Raw genomic sequence first — 18766 nt, 5'->3', positions numbered from 1 at the left:
TTTTATTCCATCTCCATAAAAAGGACATCAAAAAATTTTGATGATGACCAATGGAATAAATAAGTCGTCATCGGTGATCTAAAAAAGACTTAGTCTGATGGAGTTATTTATGAGCAACATTCGTCCATTACATGACCGCGTTGTTATTCGTCGTGTTGAAGAAGAAACAAAAACAGCTGGGGGCATCTTACTTCCAGGTTCTGCTGCTGAAAAACCTGCACAAGGTGAAATCATTGCAGTTGGTAATGGTCAAATCACTGACAATGGCGTACGCGCGTTAGACGTAAAAGTTGGCGACAAAGTATTGTTCGGCACTTATGCAGGTACAACTGTAAAAGTAAACGGCGAAGAACTTTTAATCATGAAAGAGTCTGACATTCTGGCAGTATTAGAAGCTTAATCTGCGCCAGATCGTTTTACTCATTCCAATTCAGATTTTGTAAAGATACAACAATATTCGGAGTCAAATATGTCAGCTAAAGACGTAAAATTTGGTGATTCAGCTCGTTCAAAAATGATCGCTGGTGTAAACATCCTTGCAGATGCGGTGAAAGTGACTTTAGGTCCTAAAGGCCGTAACGTTGTAATCGACCGTTCTTTCGGTGCACCGCACATCACTAAAGATGGTGTATCTGTTGCGAAAGAAATCACCCTGAAAGACAAATTCGAAAACATGGGTGCGCAACTGGTTCGTGAAGTTTCTTCAAAAACCAATGATATCGCAGGTGACGGTACAACAACTGCAACTGTATTGGCTCAAGCAATCCTAAACGAAGGGATCAAGTCAGTAACTGCGGGTATGAACCCAATGGATCTGAAACGCGGTATCGACCTTGCAGTGAAAACTGTTGTTGAAAATATTAAACAAACTGCAAAACCAGCTTCTGATTCTAAAGCGATTGAGCAAGTCGGTTCGATTTCTGCAAACTCTGACACCACTGTTGGTTCTCTGATTGCACAAGCAATGGAGAAAGTGGGCAAAGAAGGCGTAATCACTGTTGAAGAAGGTTCAGGCTTCGAAGATTCGCTTGATGTTGTAGAAGGTATGCAGTTTGACCGTGGTTATATCTCTCCATACTTCGCAAACAAACAAGACACTTTAACTGCTGAACTTGAAAACCCATACATCCTATTGGTTGACAAGAAAATTAGCAACATCCGTGAATTGATCACTGTTCTGGAAGCTGTTGCGAAAACTGGTAAGCCTCTTCTTATCATCGCTGAAGATGTTGAAGGCGAAGCGTTGGCTACACTTGTAGTAAACAACATGCGCGGCATTATCAAAGTATGTGCGGTTAAAGCACCTGGTTTCGGTGACCGTCGTAAAGCAATGCTTCAAGATATTGCGATCCTGACTGGCGGTACTGTGATTTCTGAAGAAATCGGTATGCAGTTAGATCAAACTTCACTTGAACACTTAGGTACTGCACATAAAGTAACTGTATCTAAAGAAAATACAGTGATTGTTGATGGTGCTGGTGATGCAAATCAGATTTCTGAACGTGTACAACAAATTCGTGCTCAAATCGAAGAATCTACTTCTGAATACGACAAAGAAAAACTTCAAGAACGCGTTGCTAAATTGGCAGGCGGTGTAGCAGTCATCAAAATCGGTGCTGCAACTGAAGTTGAAATGAAAGAGAAGAAAGACCGTGTAGACGATGCGCTTCACGCAACTCGTGCTGCGGTTGAAGAAGGTGTTGTTGCAGGTGGTGGTGTTGCACTGGTACGTGCTGCATCTGCACTTGATGGTTTGACTGGTGCTAACGATGACCAAAACGTAGGTATCAACATTCTTCGTCGTGCAATCGAAGCTCCTCTTCGTCAAATCGTAGCCAATGCTGGTGATGAGCCATCTGTAGTGATCAATGCTGTGAAGAACGGTGAAGGTAACTATGGCTATAACGCTGCGACAGGCGAATACGGTGACATGCTGGAAATGGGTATCTTGGATCCTGCGAAAGTAACTCGTTCTGCACTTGAGCATGCAGCTTCTGTTGCTGGCTTGATGTTGACAACTGAATGTATGATCACTGAAATCCCAGAAGAAAAACCAGCTATGCCTGATATGGGTGGCATGGGTGGTATGGGCGGTATGATGTAATTCATCGTTCGATCATATGATGTAAAAAATCCCCGCATTTGCGGGGATTTTTTATTAAGTTACAAAATGATTAAGGGGATTTTTTAACTAATTTGTAATTCAGATTGCTCTGTATTTCCTTACCTGTTTCTATATCACGAGCTTCAACGAAATTATCACCTACATAAAACTTCCGGTTTTCAGCTTTTCCATCTAGGACGATAATAGAAGGTTGTTGAGGATCGAAAGTGAAGCTACCTTTGGTTTCAGTTTCATTATTTCCAGTTTTACCTAAATATTCCTCACTTAATTCATAAGTTTTGTCAGGATTAAGATCTAGTTCAACTTTAATCCCTTCGCAGTCAGCACACGGGAAAACACCTTCATATTCACCTACCCAGTTTGAGTTAACAGTAGCATTACTGGTCATCTCAGTACTCATGTTGCTTTGACTATTTGTAGTCTCTGTAGTAACAGGAGCATTTGTGGTATTAGATTGAGTATCTGCACTGGCCATATCGCGGTCATTCTGTTTAGAACATGCACTTAAACTAGTAACCGTTACTACCAATAAAGCAGGCCATAGTATTTTTTTCATTGAAGATCATCCTCTTGTTCTTCTGTTCTAGAGTTTACATTAGAAGTATGAGCTATCAATATACAGAGAGATCTTGTTAAAAATTGATTCGTTAAGTGAAACGGATTAAATATATGTAGATGAGAAACTAAGATAATTAAAATACAAAATAAGCGATTGGTTTTCTTTAGTTTTATTTTATAAACCTTAAGGTTATGATTTGATAGAAATAATTATTAAAAAGAGCGGTCATGAAAGCAGAACAGGAAAATAATATCATCGCGAAAATTTATGATGCTGCTTTATTGCCTGCTTTATGGCTGGAGGTCATCCAGGATATTGTGCAATATACCCAGAGTCATAGTGCTATTTTTACCGGTCTTGATCAATTCAATCCTGCCTATGACTTTGTTTATACTTACAATATTCCGGAAGAAAGTCTGGCTGCTTATCAGGATGAACGAATTCGGGTCATTGACATGAAGCTGCATATGCCTTTATGGAATGAAATTGATATGGGGAAGGCACTTAATCAGGACTGCCGTCATTATGCAGATCAACCTGGAACAGAACAGTATATCTTTTATGAAAAATGCCTTAAGCCTACAGGGATAGGGTATATGGCGGGAGTATTGCTGGACAGAGGAAATTATCGCTGGGCAGTCATGGGACTACATCGTGCTCCGCATACTCAAGGTTTTGAAGCGACTGAACTGAATTTTCTCAAACGGATCGGTATACATTTGCGTCGCTCTTTACAGATTCATCGGCAAATCAGTTTAGTACAACAAGACAATATCAGCTTATATACCGTATTGGACTGTTTAAAAATCGGTATTATTTTGCTGGATCAGGATCTCAAGTTGTCTTATTCAAATCCACTCGCACAAAGCATGATTGAAGCTTCAACATGTCTGGAAATGGATATGCATAACCGCCTGAAAACTCCGGTAGGTGATCAGGAACGTCTGGAAAGATTGCTATCCAGTGCTTTGCTGGAAGATACCAGTATGTCGAGTGAAATAGGCGGAGTCTTGGCTTTGCAGGATTCTAAAGGACAGCAATTGATGCTCACTGTTGTGCCTTTTAAAAGATTAAAAAAGATGCAGCAATTTTCTGAAGCTCAGCATCAGATTGCCGTATTTATGACAGACAAAAATCGGCATTATTCATTATCCAGAGCTTATTTACAGCAAGCATATCAACTGTCGAAACGTGAATTTGATTTGTGTGAGCTTTTAATCAATGGCTACAAATTAGAAGAAATTGCGACAAAATGTGGGATCACTTTAAGTTCAGTACGAACTTATTTTAAGAATATTTATGAGAAAACTGATTGCACTTCACAAATTGAGCTAATGCACTTATTGATGGGATGTACGATTCATTTTGAACATATTAATTAAACCTACCTAAAGATAATTCTTTAGGTAGGCTGTGCTCATTATCTAACGCGCTGTAATGTTACAGGACCTTCACCTTGTGGATGCAATATCAGAGTTTCAGCCGATACATTGATGTTTGCAATGGTCTTGCTGCCATCGGAACTGTCTTGTAATCCGCCACATTCATTGGTATCGAATAAAACTTCAGTGGTTGTGAGTGTATTACCTGAAAGAGTAAATTTGCCATATTCAATTCCAGGCCAGCCACAATCATCTCCGCCTTCAGTGTCCAGGAAGAAATAATAGTTTGTGTCAAAGAAGGCAAATAAATGGGTGTCACTGAATCTCCATGCACCTACCAGACCATTAGCAGACTGTTTGACGCGGCTTAAACGGTATTCGGTATTGATCCCAGGTTCTGTCAGAATTAAGGTCGTTCCATCATAGTTTAAGGTATAAGGTTTGCCTTCTGCAGGATTTGAGAGTCCCCATTCACCATTACTGTCTTGAATAATGCGCGGTGAAATCACGCTTGTAGTTGCGTTCCAGTTTAACTCTCCAGTTTCAATGCCAGGTGTTCCATCACCGTCAGCAGCTTCTGCTTGACCTAAGGCATAACGGCCATCTTCTAAAATATGGATCAGTACAGCGCTGTTTGCATTACGGCCAATTTCCCAAGTACCGGCGATGTCTTTATAGAAAGTTGACTGGAAGTTTTCTGCAGCTTTTTCAGGTGTAATCAATTTTTCTGTGGTAACTACGCCTGTTGATACTATGTCTGTAGCAAAAGCTGTAGGGGCCTTAGAAAAATCTAAACTCTTATTAAGAAGGGCATTAGCAGTTTCGGTACTGATGCTAATCCCATTGTCATGATTACTATCTGTATCTAAAGACTGTAAAAGCACCATCAGGTTGGTACGTGCATATTCAGTTTGTGCTAAATCTAAAGGCGTAACACGTTCTTTAGCTTCAATTTCTTGGCCTAATTGTACGTCACCAATCAGGAATTTAACCTTTTCTCCGTCATTAAATTTAAATTCGCCTTTTTCATTAGTAACCCCTTCAGCACCACTGCTGGTGATATATGTTACCCCTGAGATAATTCCATCTGTCAGTACACCAGTTTCGGTCCCGACCGGAGCTGTAGGTGGAACAGGTGATGAACCCTCTGTACGATCATTATCTGAACCGCCACATGCTGTAAGTAACCCCGCTAAGGCAAGACAAATTAAAGTCTTTTTCATGAAAATCTTCCTGGAATTTATTATGTCAGCGAAGTATAGAAAGAAAGCTAAAATCGACATATCCTAAAATTAGGATAGAAAAATATATAAATCAGTAAAATAAATTGAACTCACTATTTGTTTAAAAGAGTGAGCTTGCAATAGGAAGTGAAAGAAGAAATATTCAAATAACAATAAATTGAAAATTCTTCCCAAAGTTTAAAAATACAAATATATATTAATTGGTGATTTATTGATCAGGATGCACTATCTATATTCTGCTGCATTGTTAGACTGTGGCGAAATTTTGACAATGATTGTGATGTAGCTGTGTTTGAAAATTTAGCTGAGAAAACTTTAAATTTAATGGGCTGGAAAACCGATGACCAATGGCCTGAAGACCTTGATCAATGTGTGATGATTGCAGCACCACATACCAGTAACTGGGACGCGCTATATGCACGTTTGGCCTTAAAAGCATTAAAAGTGAATGTACGTCTGACCATTAAAGACAGCTATATGAAGTTTCCATTTGGGCCTTTTGTACGTGCAATGGGTGGAATTGGTATTGACCGTCGTCCCAAACAACCGGGTGAGCCTCGTCTAAGCATGGTTCAGGTTATGACAGATTTATTTAAAGAGCATCCTAAACTGGTGATGCTGGTTACACCAGAAGGTACACGCGCCCGTCAGGAACAATGGAAAACCGGTTTTTATCATGTGGCGATCAATGCGGGTGTGCCGATTGCGCTGGCTTATATGGATTATGCGAAAAAAGAAGCGGGTGTAGGTAAAATCATTTATCCAACAGGAAATTATGAACAGGATATGGCTGAGATCATGGCGTTCTATGCCAATATTGAACCTAAATTTCCTGAAAAATTCAGTATTGATCAACGCTATTTTTAATTTCAGGAAAAATAAAAGCAGAGGGATGGACTCTGCTTTTCTGTACGATATATAAATACCGAATTTAATTTTGATTCTCTTCAGATAAAATTCCCCCCAGATTCTGGCAGGCATCTTTATAAAGATTGTATTGCTGTTCTACCACTTCATATAAAGGCAGGTCAAAAAGCTCTTCACCTTGATGATATTGCTCAATATAAGACTCGACCTTGGTTTTGCTGCTGTACAGCATGTGTTGATAATAATCCGTCATACTACTGTGTGGCATTTGCGCTGTATCAATCTTGGCACAATTGAAGTTTTGCAGAAGCTGTTCTGACTTTTTAAGATCATTGGACATACAACCTGCCAGTAACATGCTACTGAGCAATGCCGTTAGGAGTTTCATAGAAAAAGATGAACTTTGATGGGGAGCGCACTATTGTAGAAGTAAATGCGCTATGCAAAAGTAGTTTTATTCAACAACTGGTCAAAAAATAGAAGAATGAAATTTAGAATCTCATTCTTCCTTTGCGATCTTTAACCTTTAACCAGTCCGCCATCGACAATCAGGTTTTGACCTGTCACTGCACGTGAATAAGGTGACAGGAACATTAAAATAGCGGATGCAAATTCTTCAGGCGTAATCACGCGGCGCAGAGGAGTGGATTGAGCAATCAGGTCAAAGACAAAGTCAGGTGTTGCTTTACTTGCATCTGTGGTTTGCAGTAATCCGCCTGAAAGCATGTTCACATTAATCCCATACTGACCCAGGTCTTGCGCAGTAGTTCGGGTAAAGGCCAATAGAGCCGCTTTCGCAGTCGTATAATCATGATAAGGAACGACGGGGTTTTGAACCAGGTTAGTCCCAATATTCACGATACGACCAAAATGTGCCTGTTTCATATCTTCTAATGCAGCTTGTGTTGTATTTAAACAGGCCTGAACTGCTCCACTAAACTGACGGGATATGCTTTCCCAGGTCAGATCTTCAACTTTAGGTCGCTCATCACCATTAAACTCAAATTGCACCAGCGCATTATTAATAACGGAATGGATGGCTTCTCCAAAATGGGCCTTGCTGGCAGCGAATAAAGCTTGTACCTGATCAGCTTGTGTTACATCTGCCTGATAGGCAAAGACCTGATCAGGATACTGATTTTGCAAAGCTTCAGCTTGGGTTTTGCTGCTATGGTAATTCACCACTACACGTGCACCTTCCTGAATCAGAAGCTGGGTAATGGCTAGTCCCAATCCACGGGCACCACCAGTCACAAGTACAATTTGATCACGAATTTGCATCGCTTATATCCGCCTAGAGAATCATCCGGGCTAACATAACAGCAATAGGGCTGAAAGCAAAGTGATGTAAGGCTCTAGAGCTGCTCTATCGCGCAAATGAGTCAATGCCTTCTTTGATCAGGAGAAAGCAGCCCGAGCTGAAGAGCAAGCCTAAGACAATCTGTTTAAAACGTAATTCTGAAATTTGATGAAACAGACGTGCGCCTAAAATAGCGGGAATACTTACAGCCAGAATGAGTACCGCTATATAGGGGAGGTGAGTCTGATTTAAGGTGCCTTGCAGTAAATAGGCGGCTAAGGTAAACACCTGTATGGCAAAATTAAAATGACGCAATATATAGCGTTGCTGTTCTTTCGGCAGCTGTTTCAGCATTAACCAGGCAGAGGGGACAGAACCACAGAATCCCCCTAAACCTCCTAAAATGCCACCAGCCAAACCAATCCCTGCATCCGCAGTTTTACCTGAATGCTGAATCAATTTAATCTGTGGATTAAGCAACATCAGTGGACACCAGATCACGAGAAATATACCCAGCAAAATACGAAAAGTACCCGCTTCAACGATATTCAGTAACCAGGTGCCGAGTGGGACACCGATCAGACCAGCAATTAAATAAGGTAGATATAAGGTTCGGTGCAGATGAGGAAGTCTAGGTTCATTGGATAATGAAATGAGGTGACTCCACACCGAGGCAAAAACCACTAAGGGCGCAGCAAGTTGAGGACTCAATCCCCATACCCAGAATGACATGGCAATTAATGCAAAAGCAAAACCGGTAAGTCCCTGTACAAATCCTGCGATAATTGCACCAAGAATAAAGAGTAGCCAGGTCATAAAAATCAGGGCATTGGAAAAGTTTGTAGTATTCAAAATATGGCCAGAAAAACCAAGTAAATCCTTAGCTGTATTTATGCGAATCTAAGTGTAAATATGCATAAATGGTTTTTTATTAAATCCGAGACAAATCCTTTAATTAAGTATGGAAAATGAACAAAATCATACAAGAGTGTAACAATGGCTCCGCGTACTCTTCATGAAATCACTTGATACTAATTGAGTGCGGTATAGAGGTGATGAACATGAAAAAAATGATATTACTGTCATCTGTATTGGCAGTAGCGCTAACAGGCTGTGTGGTTGATCCTTGGGATGAAGGTTATCGCGGTCATCATGATCGTAATGGACATTATGATCGGGATCGTGGTGATAAGGATTGGAAAAAACATAAAGATCATCGTGACTGGAAACGTGACAGAGGTGATCGGGACTGGCGTCGTAATCGTTAACTATTACCTTCCATTTATAAAAAAGGATTTCTTTAAGGAATCCTTTTTTATTTGAGTGTTTAATATAAGTAGGTTTTAAGCCGCTTTTTTCTGATACAGCCCTGCGCGTACTGTACCGGCTTTGGTATTTTTAACTAAACGCCATGAACTTGGCAGCTTCAATGTGCTGAGTTCACGATCGGCTTCTACATAGATAAAACCATCTTCTTTGATCAGTGGATCAGCTTGAGCAGCCAGAGTTTCCCATAGATCCAGACTATAAGGCGGGTCTAGAAAGACCAGATCAAACTGCTGTTTCAGGCTGGTTAATGCTTGTTGTGCTGTCGCAATTTTAAGTTGCGCACGTGCTTTGGTGACTTTGAGTAATTCCAGATTTTGGGTGAGGAATTGCGCCTGAGTACGATCAGGTTCAATCATCACCACTGAAGCTGCACCACGTGATAATGCTTCAAAAGATAAAGCGCCTGAACCTGTACAAAGATCCAAGACACAGGCATTCTGGACATCCCACATCAGCCAGTTAAATAAAGTTTCACGCACACGGTCAGGTGTGGGGCGTAATCCTTCGATACTGGCAAAAGCCAATTGACGGCGTTTCCAGTCACCGCCAATAATTCTAAGTTGGTTTTTCATGAATTATTCCTGATCGTCATTGGCTGCAGGAGCAGAGCGAGAAGTTGCAGGTTGCGGATTGTTTGGCTGTGCGTGGGTCGCCTGACTGCCTTCTTGCGTTGGGGTCGCATTCGGATCAGCACTTAACAGATTCGGTCCACTTGGCAATTCACCCGGTTTAATACCTGCTGTCATGAGACCGCCACTAATTTGATGGCCGGCAGGGTGAATTGGATTTTTATCGCGAGACAGTAACCAGTAATCAAATAACGGTTTAGCCAGTTGTGCAGCAGAACCACCATGTCGACCATTTTCCCAGACAACGACTACTGCAATTTCAGGGGCTTCAGCAGGTGCAAAACCCACAAATAGACCATGATCCAGTTGGCGTTCAGTCAGCAGGGCTTCATTATAGCGCTTACCTTGCGCAATACTTTTCACCTGTGCCGTACCGGTTTTACCTGCGATTTGATACATCGGTGTGCGGATTCCGCGACCTGTACCTGACTGAACCACATCGATCATCGCATCACGCATTTTGATCCAGTCGTCTGGTTGACCGTTAAAGTCGATTTTACCATTGGTAGCATTATGTACGGTAAAAGGTTTTGCCCCTTTACTTTCACGCAGTACGTGAGGCGTAACATGTGAGCCTTGATTCGCCGTAATAGCAGTTGCCATAGCGAGCTGTAATGGTGTGGCGGTAAATGCACCCTGACCAATACTCACTGAAATGGTTTCACCACGTGACCATTTGGATTTACGGGTACGCATTTTCCATTCCGGACTTGGATAGAGTCCTGAGCTTTCACTTGGTAAATCCACACCGGTTTTTTCGCCAAAGCCGAACTGGCGCATCCAGCTATTCATTTTTTCAATGCCCATCCGATAGGACATGACATAGAAATAGGTGTCGCAGGACACCACTTGAGCTTTATGTAGATTCACAGCACCATGACCGGTTTTTTTATGGTCACGGAAGCGGTGACTATCGCCCGGTAAGGTAAAGTAGCCCGGGTCAGAAATCGCTGTACTCCAGTCGACTAGTCCATAATGCAGACCGCCCATACCAAACATCGGTTTGATCGTTGAACCTGGAGGATAAGCCCCTTGAACAGCACGGTTATAAAGTGGTTGATCTAAACTGTCACGAAGGCCTGAATAGTCTTTACTGCTAATCCCGGTGACAAATAAATTAGGGTTAAAACTTGGACTGGAAACCAGTGCCAAAATTTCACCTGTACGTGGGTCAATCGCGACAATGGCGCCACGGCGACCCGCCAGTTGCTCTGTGGCAATGGTTTGTAGACCATAATCCAATGACAAATACAGATCATTACCACGTACCGGCTCTTTACGGCCTAAGTGGCGCAGGACATTACCGAAAGCATCAGCTTCTACCGACTCATTACCCGGCACACCATGTAAGAGATCTTCATAGTATTTTTCTACCCCGATTTTCCCGATCAGGTTAGACCCGGCATAGAGATCCTTATCAATTTCTTTGAGTTCTTTGTCATTAATACGGCCGACATAACCAATCACATGTGCGAAGAGTTCACCATGCGGATAGTAACGCGTCATCTGAGTTTCAATATTGACGCCCGGAAATAGATATTTTACTTCACTAAAACGGGCAATATCATTTTCATTCAGATTCAGCTTGATCGATACCCGTTCAGTTTTACGTGCTGTCTTGATTCGGGCCTGAAAACGTTCAATATCTTCTTCGGTTAATTCTAAAATCGGCGTAAGACGCTTCAGCGTATCATCAATATCTTGAACATCGGCGCGGCTTAAGGTAGCTGTAAAAACCGGGTAATTATCGGCAAGTAAAATACCGTTACGATCATAAATATAGCCGCGTGCGGGCGCTAAGGGCTGCAGGCGAATACGGTTCTGGTCAGAAGCCGTAGAGAAGGTTTCAAAATTAAAAATTTGCAAATAGGCATAGCGGCTGACCAGCAGCAGCATAAAGAAAATCACAATACCTACAGAGATCCAGACCCGACTGCTATAGATGCGCTTTTCTTGTTGTGCATTTTTTAAAGGAAAGTGCTGCTTCATACGCGATCGACTTAAGACCAGAGGGAAAGGAATCAAAGTGGAGTATTCTAGCGCAACTGTACGGGATTTGATAATGAAAAACTGGCTGTAGCAATTCCTGTGTTTAAACTTTGACTTTGCAGACATGAAAATTGTAAAGTGCTGTATACAAGAGTTTTAATAATTCTGATAAAGTCAAAATTAAATAAAAATAGGACTCTACCAAAAACTATAATTAAGGAAGATGGTGAAGGAATGAACAAAGTTTACCCTTTGTTGGCATTTGCATTCTTTGCAAATGGGGTATATGCACATGATCAAGTGAATAATACGACAAACAGAACTGAGGATCGTGAGCCTAAAGAATTTAATGTTGGGGTCGGTTTTACCCAGAAACTTATCCATCTAAACACTGAATGGGTGAATCCTTATGGGATTGCTTATGTGAAAGGTGGCGCTTTTCTCAACGATGATCGTACAGTTGGAGCACAAGTCGGCTTTCGTTATCCTGCACACCTCACCGGCAAGGACAAAAATGGTTATTATGTAGGGGCTTATGCCGGTCATATCGATAGCAAACAGGTGGATGGCAAATACGAAAGCCGTTTAGGTGGAGGTATTGATCTGGCGTATGTTTTGCTTAGTTCAGAACGGATCAGCAGTTTTAGTATCGGTATTGGGGCGGGGGAGAAATTACAGGACAGTAATGGTCGCGTTGTAGCCGAAACTGAACCTAGACTACAATTCTCCTATACTTTAAGTATCGGTTTATAGACAAAATATTCAACTTTATTAATACCTGTATTCTGTGAACAAAAAATTAAATATGGAATTTATGCATGCTTGAGTACGTCAATGAATTGTGGCAAGCCTTCTTGAATCGCCCAGATTTTTGGGCAGTGCTCAGCATTATCCCGGTGACCGCATTCGTAACATGGGCTCACGTGTGGATGGCGCTAAAAATGGTGTTTTATCCAATTAATTTTTGGGGTTTTCATGTCGGGCCTGTTCCTGTTGGCTGGCAAGGTATTGTGCCGCGTAAAGCTGGAAGAATCTCAGGAATTATCACGGATAATACCTTATCTAAATTGGGTTCTATCCAAGAGTTCTTGCAGGCAATGGACCCGGATGATATGGCACGTATTATCGGGGAACAGGTCGGTTTTGAACTGGAACATCTGATTGATGAAGTCATGATGGACCGTAATACGGTGCTATGGGAAAACTTGCCTTATTCAATCAAGCGCCGTATTTATGCCCAAGCCCATAAACAGCTGCCACAGGTATTAAAAGAATTAGTGACTGAACTGACCATGAACGTCGAGTCACTAGTGGATATGCGCGACATGGTGGTCAGCCAAATGGAAGGTGATCGCCGTTTAATGGTGCGCATGTTCCTGAAAGTCGGGCAGAAAGAAATCAACTTTATCTGGCATATCAGTGCCCTGATCGGGATGTTCTTTGGCCTGTTCCAAATGGTGGTCTGGTTTGTGGTGCCATGGCACTGGACCGTACCGTTCTGGGCTGCTATTTGGGGCTTCCTGACCAACTGGATTGCGATCTGGATGGTATTTAATCCGGTAGAACCGCACTATATCAAATACCCGCAATTCTTTAAGCGTACAGCCGATCATAGATTCCCTTGGATCAAGCCGGTGATTCCTCGAATTGGCACCTATAACATACAAGGCGCATTTATGAAACGTCAGGAGGAAGTCTCTGACGTATTTGCAAGTGTGGTCACAGAAGATCTGATTACGCTAAAATCGATCATGACAGAAATGATGTATGGTGGTAAAAAAGATAAAACCCGCCGTATTGTCAAACGTCATATTAACGAAATTATGGAAACACCGCTGGTTCGGACCTCTTTACAGTTGTCTTTAGGACCAAAAGAGTATGCAAAACTCAAGACAGACTTGATCGATCGCTCGATTGAAATTACGATGGTGCCTGTAAGCGACCCTGCGTTTAATGCGAGCCGTGCACAGAAGATCTACCAAATGTTTAGAGACCGCATACGTGATTTGACGCCTAACGAGTTTCAGAATCTATTACGTCCTGCTTTTCAGGAAGATGAATGGATCTTGATTATCCTGGGGGGAGTTACCGGTTTTGTTGCGGGTTTAATCCATTTGTTTGTGGCTTTCTTATAATTAGATGCCAAAGAGCAGCACACGTTTTGGTCGTGTGAAGCTGGGTATCTTATACATAGTTAAAAAATGAGGATGTTTATATATGCGCATTATCTTACTCGGACCACCTGGAGCAGGTAAAGGTACACAAGCTCAGTTGATCTGTAAGCGCTACAATATCCCACAAATTTCAACCGGTGATATGCTCCGTGCTGCAATTCGTGAAGGAACTGAATTAGGTCTACAAGCTAAAAGCGTCATGGACAATGGCGGTTTGGTTTCTGATGAATTGATCATTGGTCTGGTCAAAGAGCGTATTGCACAACCTGACTGTGCAAATGGCTGCATCTTTGATGGTTTCCCACGTACGATTCCTCAAGCTGAAGCGCTGGAAAAAGAAGGCATTGCAATTGATCATGTAATTGAAATTGATGTGCCGGATGAAGAAATCGTTCAACGTCTATCTGGTCGTCGTCAACACCCGGCGTCTGGTCGCGTTTATCACATCGTTTACAACCCGCCAAAAGTGGAAGGTAAAGATGATGAAACTGGTGAAGATCTGGTACAACGTCCAGATGACCAGGAAGAAACTATTCGTCGCCGTTTAGGTTCATACCACACTGAAACTGAACAGCTGGTTGGCTTCTATCAAGGCCGTGCAGCTTCAGGCGAAAATGCACCGACTTATGACAAGTTAAACGGTCTACGTCCAATCGAAGAAGTTCAAAAAGATCTTTTCGCGATTCTGGATCAAGCAAAATAATCGGTTTCTGATCATTTTGACTTTCAAAGAGCCCTAAGTCATATTAGGGCTCTTTTTATTGCGTTGTTCAAAAGGATCTGCTGTGAAATTTGCTGTATTGGGATTGATGATTGTATTTCTGGCAGTACTGTTTGCGCTGTTCTATCTCAGCTTCAAGATGCTGAAAAAAGTACGTCAGGAAGAACGTGCCGAAAATGTCGGTAAGGTGCCTGAGCGTCAGTTGCATCCTAAATTACAGGCCGAGCTTGAACAAAAGCGTAAGCAAGAACAAACTGAGCAAAATAAAAAATAAAAAACTTTTCGAGTACTTAAATTAAAAAAGCTGAACCTAGCGTCCAGCTTCAATATTTTTCACCGGAATTGCGCGACCTGCGCCAAATTCAAAACGGTCGGGCCAATTGCAGACATCGGCGACCACACATTCATGACACTTCGGTTTACGTGCGATGCAGCAATAGCGGCCATGTAAAATCAGCCAGTGATGTGAATCAATAATAAATTCTTTTGGAATCACTTTGACCAGACGATGCTCGACCTCAAGCACGTTTTTACCTACTGCCAAACCGGTACGATTACCGACACGGAAAATATGCGTATCCACAGCCATGGTTGGCTGGCCAAAGGCGGTATTCAGCACCACATTCGCTGTTTTGCGTCCTACACCGGGTAAGGCTTCCAGATCTGCACGATTGTCCGGTACCACGCTGTTATGCTTCTTGATTAACATTTCACAGGCTTTAATGACGTTCACAGCTTTGGAATTATACAGGCCAATCGTTTTAATATATTCCTTCAGCCCATCCACACCAAGTGCATAAATTGCTTCCGGTGTATTGGCGACCGGAAACAGTTTATCGGTGGCTTTATTCACGCTCACATCCGTAGCTTGGGCAGACAGGGTCACTGCAACCAATAATTCAAATGGACTTGAATAATTCAATTCAGTTTTTGGATTCGGACGCTGCTCGCGCAGGCGCTCAAAGAAAGTCTGAATCTGTTTTTTAGTCATGTTTTTTACAGGCTTGGCTGTTGCTGTTGTCATGATCTTATCCCTGTAAAGCCTGTAATTGCTGGGTCAGTTCTTCAAGTTGAAGACGTTTGCGTACATCCTCACGGACCGAAAGCTGTTTTTCTAACTTTTTGATTTGTGTGCGTAATTTGGCAAGCTCAATCGTGGTTTTGGCATCAAGTGTAACCACTTCATCGGCTGGTTTTTGCACGATTTCAATGACAGGAACCTGATCGACCTGAGCAGAGAACTGGGCAAATAGGGCAGTATTAATCTCGGCACGAACGACAGGTCCCTTACGGTCGATGCGACGTTTTTCTTCGCGTTGAATATGCGCATAGTAACGTTTACGCAAATCATCCTGTTCAGCAATACGCTGAGCTTCAGTTGGTAAAGGCTGAAGATCTTCGACCAGATCAATACAGTCTACCGGGCAAGGTGGAATGCAGAGTTCACAGCCGGTACACAAGTCAGTGAGCACGGTATGCATCAATTTGCCTGAGCCAATGATCGCATCGACCGGGCAAGCACTAATGCATTTGGTACAGCCAATGCATTCATCTTCACGGATGATGGCTTTCATGCGCTGAGGACGACCATCCGCCTGAATTGACCAAACACTTTCTTCAGCGGGCAGTTTAGAACGATTTAACAATGCTGCCAGAGCATCAGCGACGGGCTGTCCACCCGGTACACATTTATTGGCATCTTCGCCCTCAGCAATGGACTGAGCATAGGGCAAGCAGCCATCACGATGACCACATAAACCGCACTGGGTTTGGGGCAATAAAGCATCAATAGACTGGACTAGAGAGATTTGCGAATTCATGAATAACCTAGGCTGCTCGGGCTGAGCCTTAGAGTGAATGAAACAAAATATGTCAATTTAATGATTTTAACATGTTTTTAAGGAACTAAGTTATGCACGATTAAGGGTCACTTTGTGCATTATTATTAGGCATAAATTAACAATTAAGCATTGATTCAATTGGCATTTAAGTACACAGAAAAAATATTCATAATCAATATAAATAATTGTTATCAAATTAAATTTAAACTATTTTTCAAAAAAGTATTGTAGATTAGTTACAAAAGATATTTAATATTTTGCGCCAAAATTTAACATTGATTGTAAATTTGACCAATTTTGATCAATTTTCTGCTGAGGATTAAGCGTTGAAATACAACACACTTAATGAGTTCCTAGATTACGTAAAATCACGTGATGCACATCAACCCGAATTTCTTCAAGCTGTAGAAGAAGTGATGACCAGTTTGTGGCCATTCATTGAAAAGAATCCACAATACGCAGCACATGGTTTACTAGAACGTCTAGTTGAACCTGAGCGTGCGATCCAGTTCCGTGTTGCTTGGGTAGATGACCAAGGTCAAACACAGGTTAACCGTGCGTTCCGCGTACAGTACAACTCAGCGATTGGTCCATTCAAAGGTGGTATGCGTTTCCACCCGTCAGTGAACCTTTCTATTTTGAAATTCCTCGGTTTCGAGCAAACTTTCAAAAATGCCCTGACTACATTGCCTATGGGCGGTGGTAAAGGCGGTTCTGATTTTGATCCTAAAGGCAAATCAGAAGGCGAAATCATGCGTTTCTGCCAAGCGTTAATCATCGAGCTTTATCGTCATCTTGGTTCTAATACAGATATCCCAGCGGGTGATATCGGTGTGGGTGGCCGTGAAGTTGGTTACATGGCTGGTATGATGAAAAAACTCAGCAATGACACTTCATGTGTATTCACTGGTAAAGGCCTGACTTTCGGTGGTTCTCTGGCTCGTCCAGAAGCAACTGGTTACGGTACAGTGTATTTCGCTGAAGAGATGCTGAAAACTCGTGGCGAAAGCTTCAAAGATAAAGTGGTAACAATCTCTGGTTCTGGTAACGTTGCGCAGTACGCTGCTGAAAAAGCAATGTTCTTGGGTGCTAAAGTTGTTTCTCTATCTGACTCTGCGGGTACTGTTCACGTTAAAGACGGTTTCACTGAAGAGCTTCTTGCTGAAGTGATGGAACTGAAAAACATTAAACGTGGCCGTATCTCTGAATTTGCATCTAAACACGGTTTTGAATACCTTGAAGGTCAACGTCCTTGGGGTATCAAATGTGATATCGCGCTTCCATGTGCGACTCAAAACGAACTTGATGCGAATGATGCAGCAGCGCTTCTTGCAAACGGCGTAATTTGTGTTGCTGAAGGCGCGAACATGCCTTCTACACTGGATGCAGTTGAGAAATTCGTTGAAGCGAAAATCCTTTATGCTCCAGGTAAAGCATCTAACGCCGGTGGTGTAGCAACTTCTGGTCTTGAAATGTCTCAAAACGCATTGCGTTTAGGCTGGACTTTCGAAGAAGTTGACGAACGTCTGCATGCGATCATGAAAGAAATTCACCGCAACTGTGTGAAATACGGTACTAAAGAAGACGGTACTGTAAACTATGTAGACGGCGCAAACATCGCTGGCTTCGTAAAAGTTGCTGATGCAATGCTTTCTCAAGGCGTATTCTAAGTCTGACTTAGTTTAAGCTTGAAAAAAACCGAGGTGAATGCCTCGGTTTTTTTATGTACAGTATTTATCTTTAAAGAGTGCCTTTGACTGTTTCACGCTCTACAGCCATGTCGAATACATAGGCATATTTAGACTGGTCAGCTGCCGGATTTTTAATTTCATAACGTTTGACCCGAATAATCTGACGCTCATTCGGTGTATGCTGAAAACCTTCAATCTGATCGTAAAATAAAGTCCAGTCTTTATCGACTTGAGTCTTTAAGCCTTTTTCATCATATTTGATTTCTTTTACTTGCAAGCAGGTTTGTTGAGCTACACCCGTACAGGCTTTAGTCTGTGGTGAAACTTCTAGGAAAATAGTTTCTGCCTGACCTTGGTATTTGGTTTCCGGTGTCATTTTTCCGGTAAAGACATATTTTTGACCATCAGCTGCAGTAATACTCAGGTTCGGCTGATTGGCATCACTTAGATCCAGACTAAACGGAATATCACGCTTTTGCAGAAGCTGGCTGATAAAACGTTCCTGTTCCATTAATGGTGCATCACACGCTATCATGGTACCCATCATGTCACCCGTACTCAGGGTATTATCTTTAACAGTCCAGCTCGTGCCAAGGCCATTACAGCCAGAAGCTACACTCAGTCTGCCTTGTTGGTCAAAGCTAAGAACAATCGGGCGTTGCAGCCCACGATCAAGTTCCCAAGTATAAGCGGGCAAAATTTGTGTAGGCGTTTTTAATGTAGTGGATAGAGTAGAAATAATCGGATCTCCTGAAGTGGCAGGAAGATGAGAAGATTGACATGCAGTTAAAGCCAAAGGGAGCAGGGCAAGCGCAAAAATACTGAATTTCATTGGTTTATATTCTATGTGCTAAAGTTTCAACGTGATTATAATCAAGAGATTAACAAAAAATATGGATACAAATCGTAGCTTTT

20 protein-coding genes are annotated in these 18766 nt (G+C 42.1%); 10 read left to right on the top strand and 10 right to left on the bottom strand.

From position 1 onward, the window contains the following. The first annotated feature begins 109 nt into the window (after positions 1 to 109). Together AC4MCD_RS10235 and groL are read left to right on the top strand one after the other, a co-directional pair. Entirely contained in the window at positions 110 to 400 is a 291-nt protein-coding gene (locus AC4MCD_RS10235; RefSeq protein ID WP_004646315.1) for a co-chaperone GroES, read from the top strand. A 69-nt stretch (positions 401 to 469) separates the two neighbouring features. Continuing rightward, positions 470 to 2104, top strand: a complete 1635-nt coding sequence (gene groL / locus AC4MCD_RS10230; protein ID WP_005234685.1) for a chaperonin GroEL — start codon at positions 470 to 472, stop codon at positions 2102 to 2104. A 70-nt stretch (positions 2105 to 2174) separates the two neighbouring features. Here the strand turns inward: groL and AC4MCD_RS10225 are convergent, their stop codons facing one another. Beyond that, positions 2175 to 2681: a copper resistance protein NlpE gene (locus tag AC4MCD_RS10225; RefSeq protein ID WP_491876031.1), complete on the bottom strand. Its 507-nt coding sequence runs from the start codon at positions 2679 to 2681 to the stop codon at positions 2175 to 2177. Positions 2682 to 2911: 230 nt separating this feature from the next. Between AC4MCD_RS10225 and AC4MCD_RS10220 the strand changes: the two genes are divergently transcribed. Continuing rightward, positions 2912 to 4066, top strand: a complete 1155-nt coding sequence (locus AC4MCD_RS10220) for a helix-turn-helix transcriptional regulator (RefSeq protein WP_419363314.1) — start codon at positions 2912 to 2914, stop codon at positions 4064 to 4066. A gap of 38 nt (positions 4067 to 4104) precedes the next feature. Here the strand turns inward: AC4MCD_RS10220 and AC4MCD_RS10215 are convergent, their stop codons facing one another. Further along, positions 4105 to 5289, bottom strand: a complete 1185-nt coding sequence (locus AC4MCD_RS10215) for a putative periplasmic lipoprotein (RefSeq protein ID WP_491876030.1) — start codon at positions 5287 to 5289, stop codon at positions 4105 to 4107. 309 nt (positions 5290 to 5598) lie between these two features. Between AC4MCD_RS10215 and AC4MCD_RS10210 the strand changes: the two genes are divergently transcribed. Beyond that, the gene (locus AC4MCD_RS10210) at positions 5599 to 6177 is read left to right on the top strand and encodes a 1-acyl-sn-glycerol-3-phosphate acyltransferase (RefSeq protein ID WP_419363317.1); all 579 of its coding nucleotides are present in this window, start codon (positions 5599 to 5601) and stop codon (positions 6175 to 6177) included. A 64-nt stretch (positions 6178 to 6241) separates the two neighbouring features. On the opposite strand, the gene AC4MCD_RS10205 is transcribed toward AC4MCD_RS10210, so the two are convergent. From AC4MCD_RS10205 to AC4MCD_RS10195, 3 genes are all read right to left on the bottom strand, one after another. After that, the gene (locus AC4MCD_RS10205) at positions 6242 to 6565 is read right to left on the bottom strand and encodes a hypothetical protein (protein ID WP_034170495.1); all 324 of its coding nucleotides are present in this window, start codon (positions 6563 to 6565) and stop codon (positions 6242 to 6244) included. Positions 6566 to 6696: 131 nt separating this feature from the next. Further along, positions 6697 to 7458 (bottom strand): 3-oxoacyl-ACP reductase, encoded by a 762-nt coding sequence (locus tag AC4MCD_RS10200; RefSeq protein WP_491876029.1) that lies wholly within the window; start codon positions 7456 to 7458, stop codon positions 6697 to 6699. An 85-nt stretch (positions 7459 to 7543) separates the two neighbouring features. Further along, positions 7544 to 8293: a sulfite exporter TauE/SafE family protein gene (locus AC4MCD_RS10195; RefSeq protein WP_491876857.1), complete on the bottom strand. Its 750-nt coding sequence runs from the start codon at positions 8291 to 8293 to the stop codon at positions 7544 to 7546. 245 nt (positions 8294 to 8538) lie between these two features. Between AC4MCD_RS10195 and AC4MCD_RS10190 the strand changes: the two genes are divergently transcribed. After that, positions 8539 to 8745, top strand: a complete 207-nt coding sequence (locus AC4MCD_RS10190; RefSeq protein ID WP_004782913.1) for a hypothetical protein — start codon at positions 8539 to 8541, stop codon at positions 8743 to 8745. A gap of 75 nt (positions 8746 to 8820) precedes the next feature. Here the strand turns inward: AC4MCD_RS10190 and rsmD are convergent, their stop codons facing one another. Further along, the gene (gene rsmD / locus AC4MCD_RS10185; RefSeq protein ID WP_125278716.1) at positions 8821 to 9378 is read right to left on the bottom strand and encodes a 16S rRNA (guanine(966)-N(2))-methyltransferase RsmD; all 558 of its coding nucleotides are present in this window, start codon (positions 9376 to 9378) and stop codon (positions 8821 to 8823) included. A 3-nt stretch (positions 9379 to 9381) separates the two neighbouring features. Continuing rightward, positions 9382 to 11424: a penicillin-binding protein 2 gene (mrdA, locus tag AC4MCD_RS10180; protein ID WP_491876028.1), complete on the bottom strand. Its 2043-nt coding sequence runs from the start codon at positions 11422 to 11424 to the stop codon at positions 9382 to 9384. A 234-nt stretch (positions 11425 to 11658) separates the two neighbouring features. Here mrdA and AC4MCD_RS10175 point away from each other — a divergent pair, with 234 nt between their 5' ends. The 4 genes from AC4MCD_RS10175 to AC4MCD_RS10160 all read left to right on the top strand — a co-directional run bounded on the left by AC4MCD_RS10175 (position 11659) and on the right by AC4MCD_RS10160 (position 14593). Next, a complete protein-coding gene (locus AC4MCD_RS10175; RefSeq protein ID WP_491876027.1) occupies positions 11659 to 12177 on the top strand; it encodes a hypothetical protein in 519 nt (172 codons plus the stop codon). Positions 12178 to 12242: 65 nt separating this feature from the next. After that, positions 12243 to 13559, top strand: coding sequence for a hypothetical protein (locus AC4MCD_RS10170; RefSeq protein ID WP_491876026.1), 1317 nt, complete (start codon positions 12243 to 12245; stop codon positions 13557 to 13559). A gap of 82 nt (positions 13560 to 13641) precedes the next feature. After that, the gene (gene adk / locus AC4MCD_RS10165) at positions 13642 to 14301 is read left to right on the top strand and encodes an adenylate kinase (RefSeq protein WP_004782907.1); all 660 of its coding nucleotides are present in this window, start codon (positions 13642 to 13644) and stop codon (positions 14299 to 14301) included. Between the two features lie 82 nt (positions 14302 to 14383). Beyond that, entirely contained in the window at positions 14384 to 14593 is a 210-nt protein-coding gene (locus AC4MCD_RS10160) for a hypothetical protein (RefSeq protein WP_491876025.1), read from the top strand. A gap of 36 nt (positions 14594 to 14629) precedes the next feature. Here AC4MCD_RS10160 and nth read toward each other — a convergent pair whose 3' ends face one another. Beyond that, the gene (gene nth, locus AC4MCD_RS10155) at positions 14630 to 15343 is read right to left on the bottom strand and encodes an endonuclease III (RefSeq protein WP_491876024.1); all 714 of its coding nucleotides are present in this window, start codon (positions 15341 to 15343) and stop codon (positions 14630 to 14632) included. 4 nt (positions 15344 to 15347) lie between these two features. Continuing rightward, positions 15348 to 16139 carry an RnfABCDGE type electron transport complex subunit B gene (locus tag AC4MCD_RS10150; protein ID WP_491876023.1) on the bottom strand — a complete coding sequence of 264 codons (792 nt, stop codon included), beginning with the start codon at positions 16137 to 16139 and terminating at the stop codon, positions 15348 to 15350. 347 nt (positions 16140 to 16486) lie between these two features. Between AC4MCD_RS10150 and gdhA the strand changes: the two genes are divergently transcribed. After that, the gene (gene gdhA / locus AC4MCD_RS10145; protein WP_419363336.1) at positions 16487 to 17830 is read left to right on the top strand and encodes an NADP-specific glutamate dehydrogenase; all 1344 of its coding nucleotides are present in this window, start codon (positions 16487 to 16489) and stop codon (positions 17828 to 17830) included. Between the two features lie 70 nt (positions 17831 to 17900). On the opposite strand, the gene AC4MCD_RS10140 is transcribed toward gdhA, so the two are convergent. Then, positions 17901 to 18683: a DUF4377 domain-containing protein gene (locus tag AC4MCD_RS10140; RefSeq protein WP_491876022.1), complete on the bottom strand. Its 783-nt coding sequence runs from the start codon at positions 18681 to 18683 to the stop codon at positions 17901 to 17903. Between the last annotated feature and the right edge of the window lie 83 nt (positions 18684 to 18766).

The sequence above is a fragment of the Acinetobacter sp. CAU_H_78 genome, from assembly GCF_058599365.1.
This window is presented reverse-complemented; position numbering and strand designations above follow the sequence as displayed.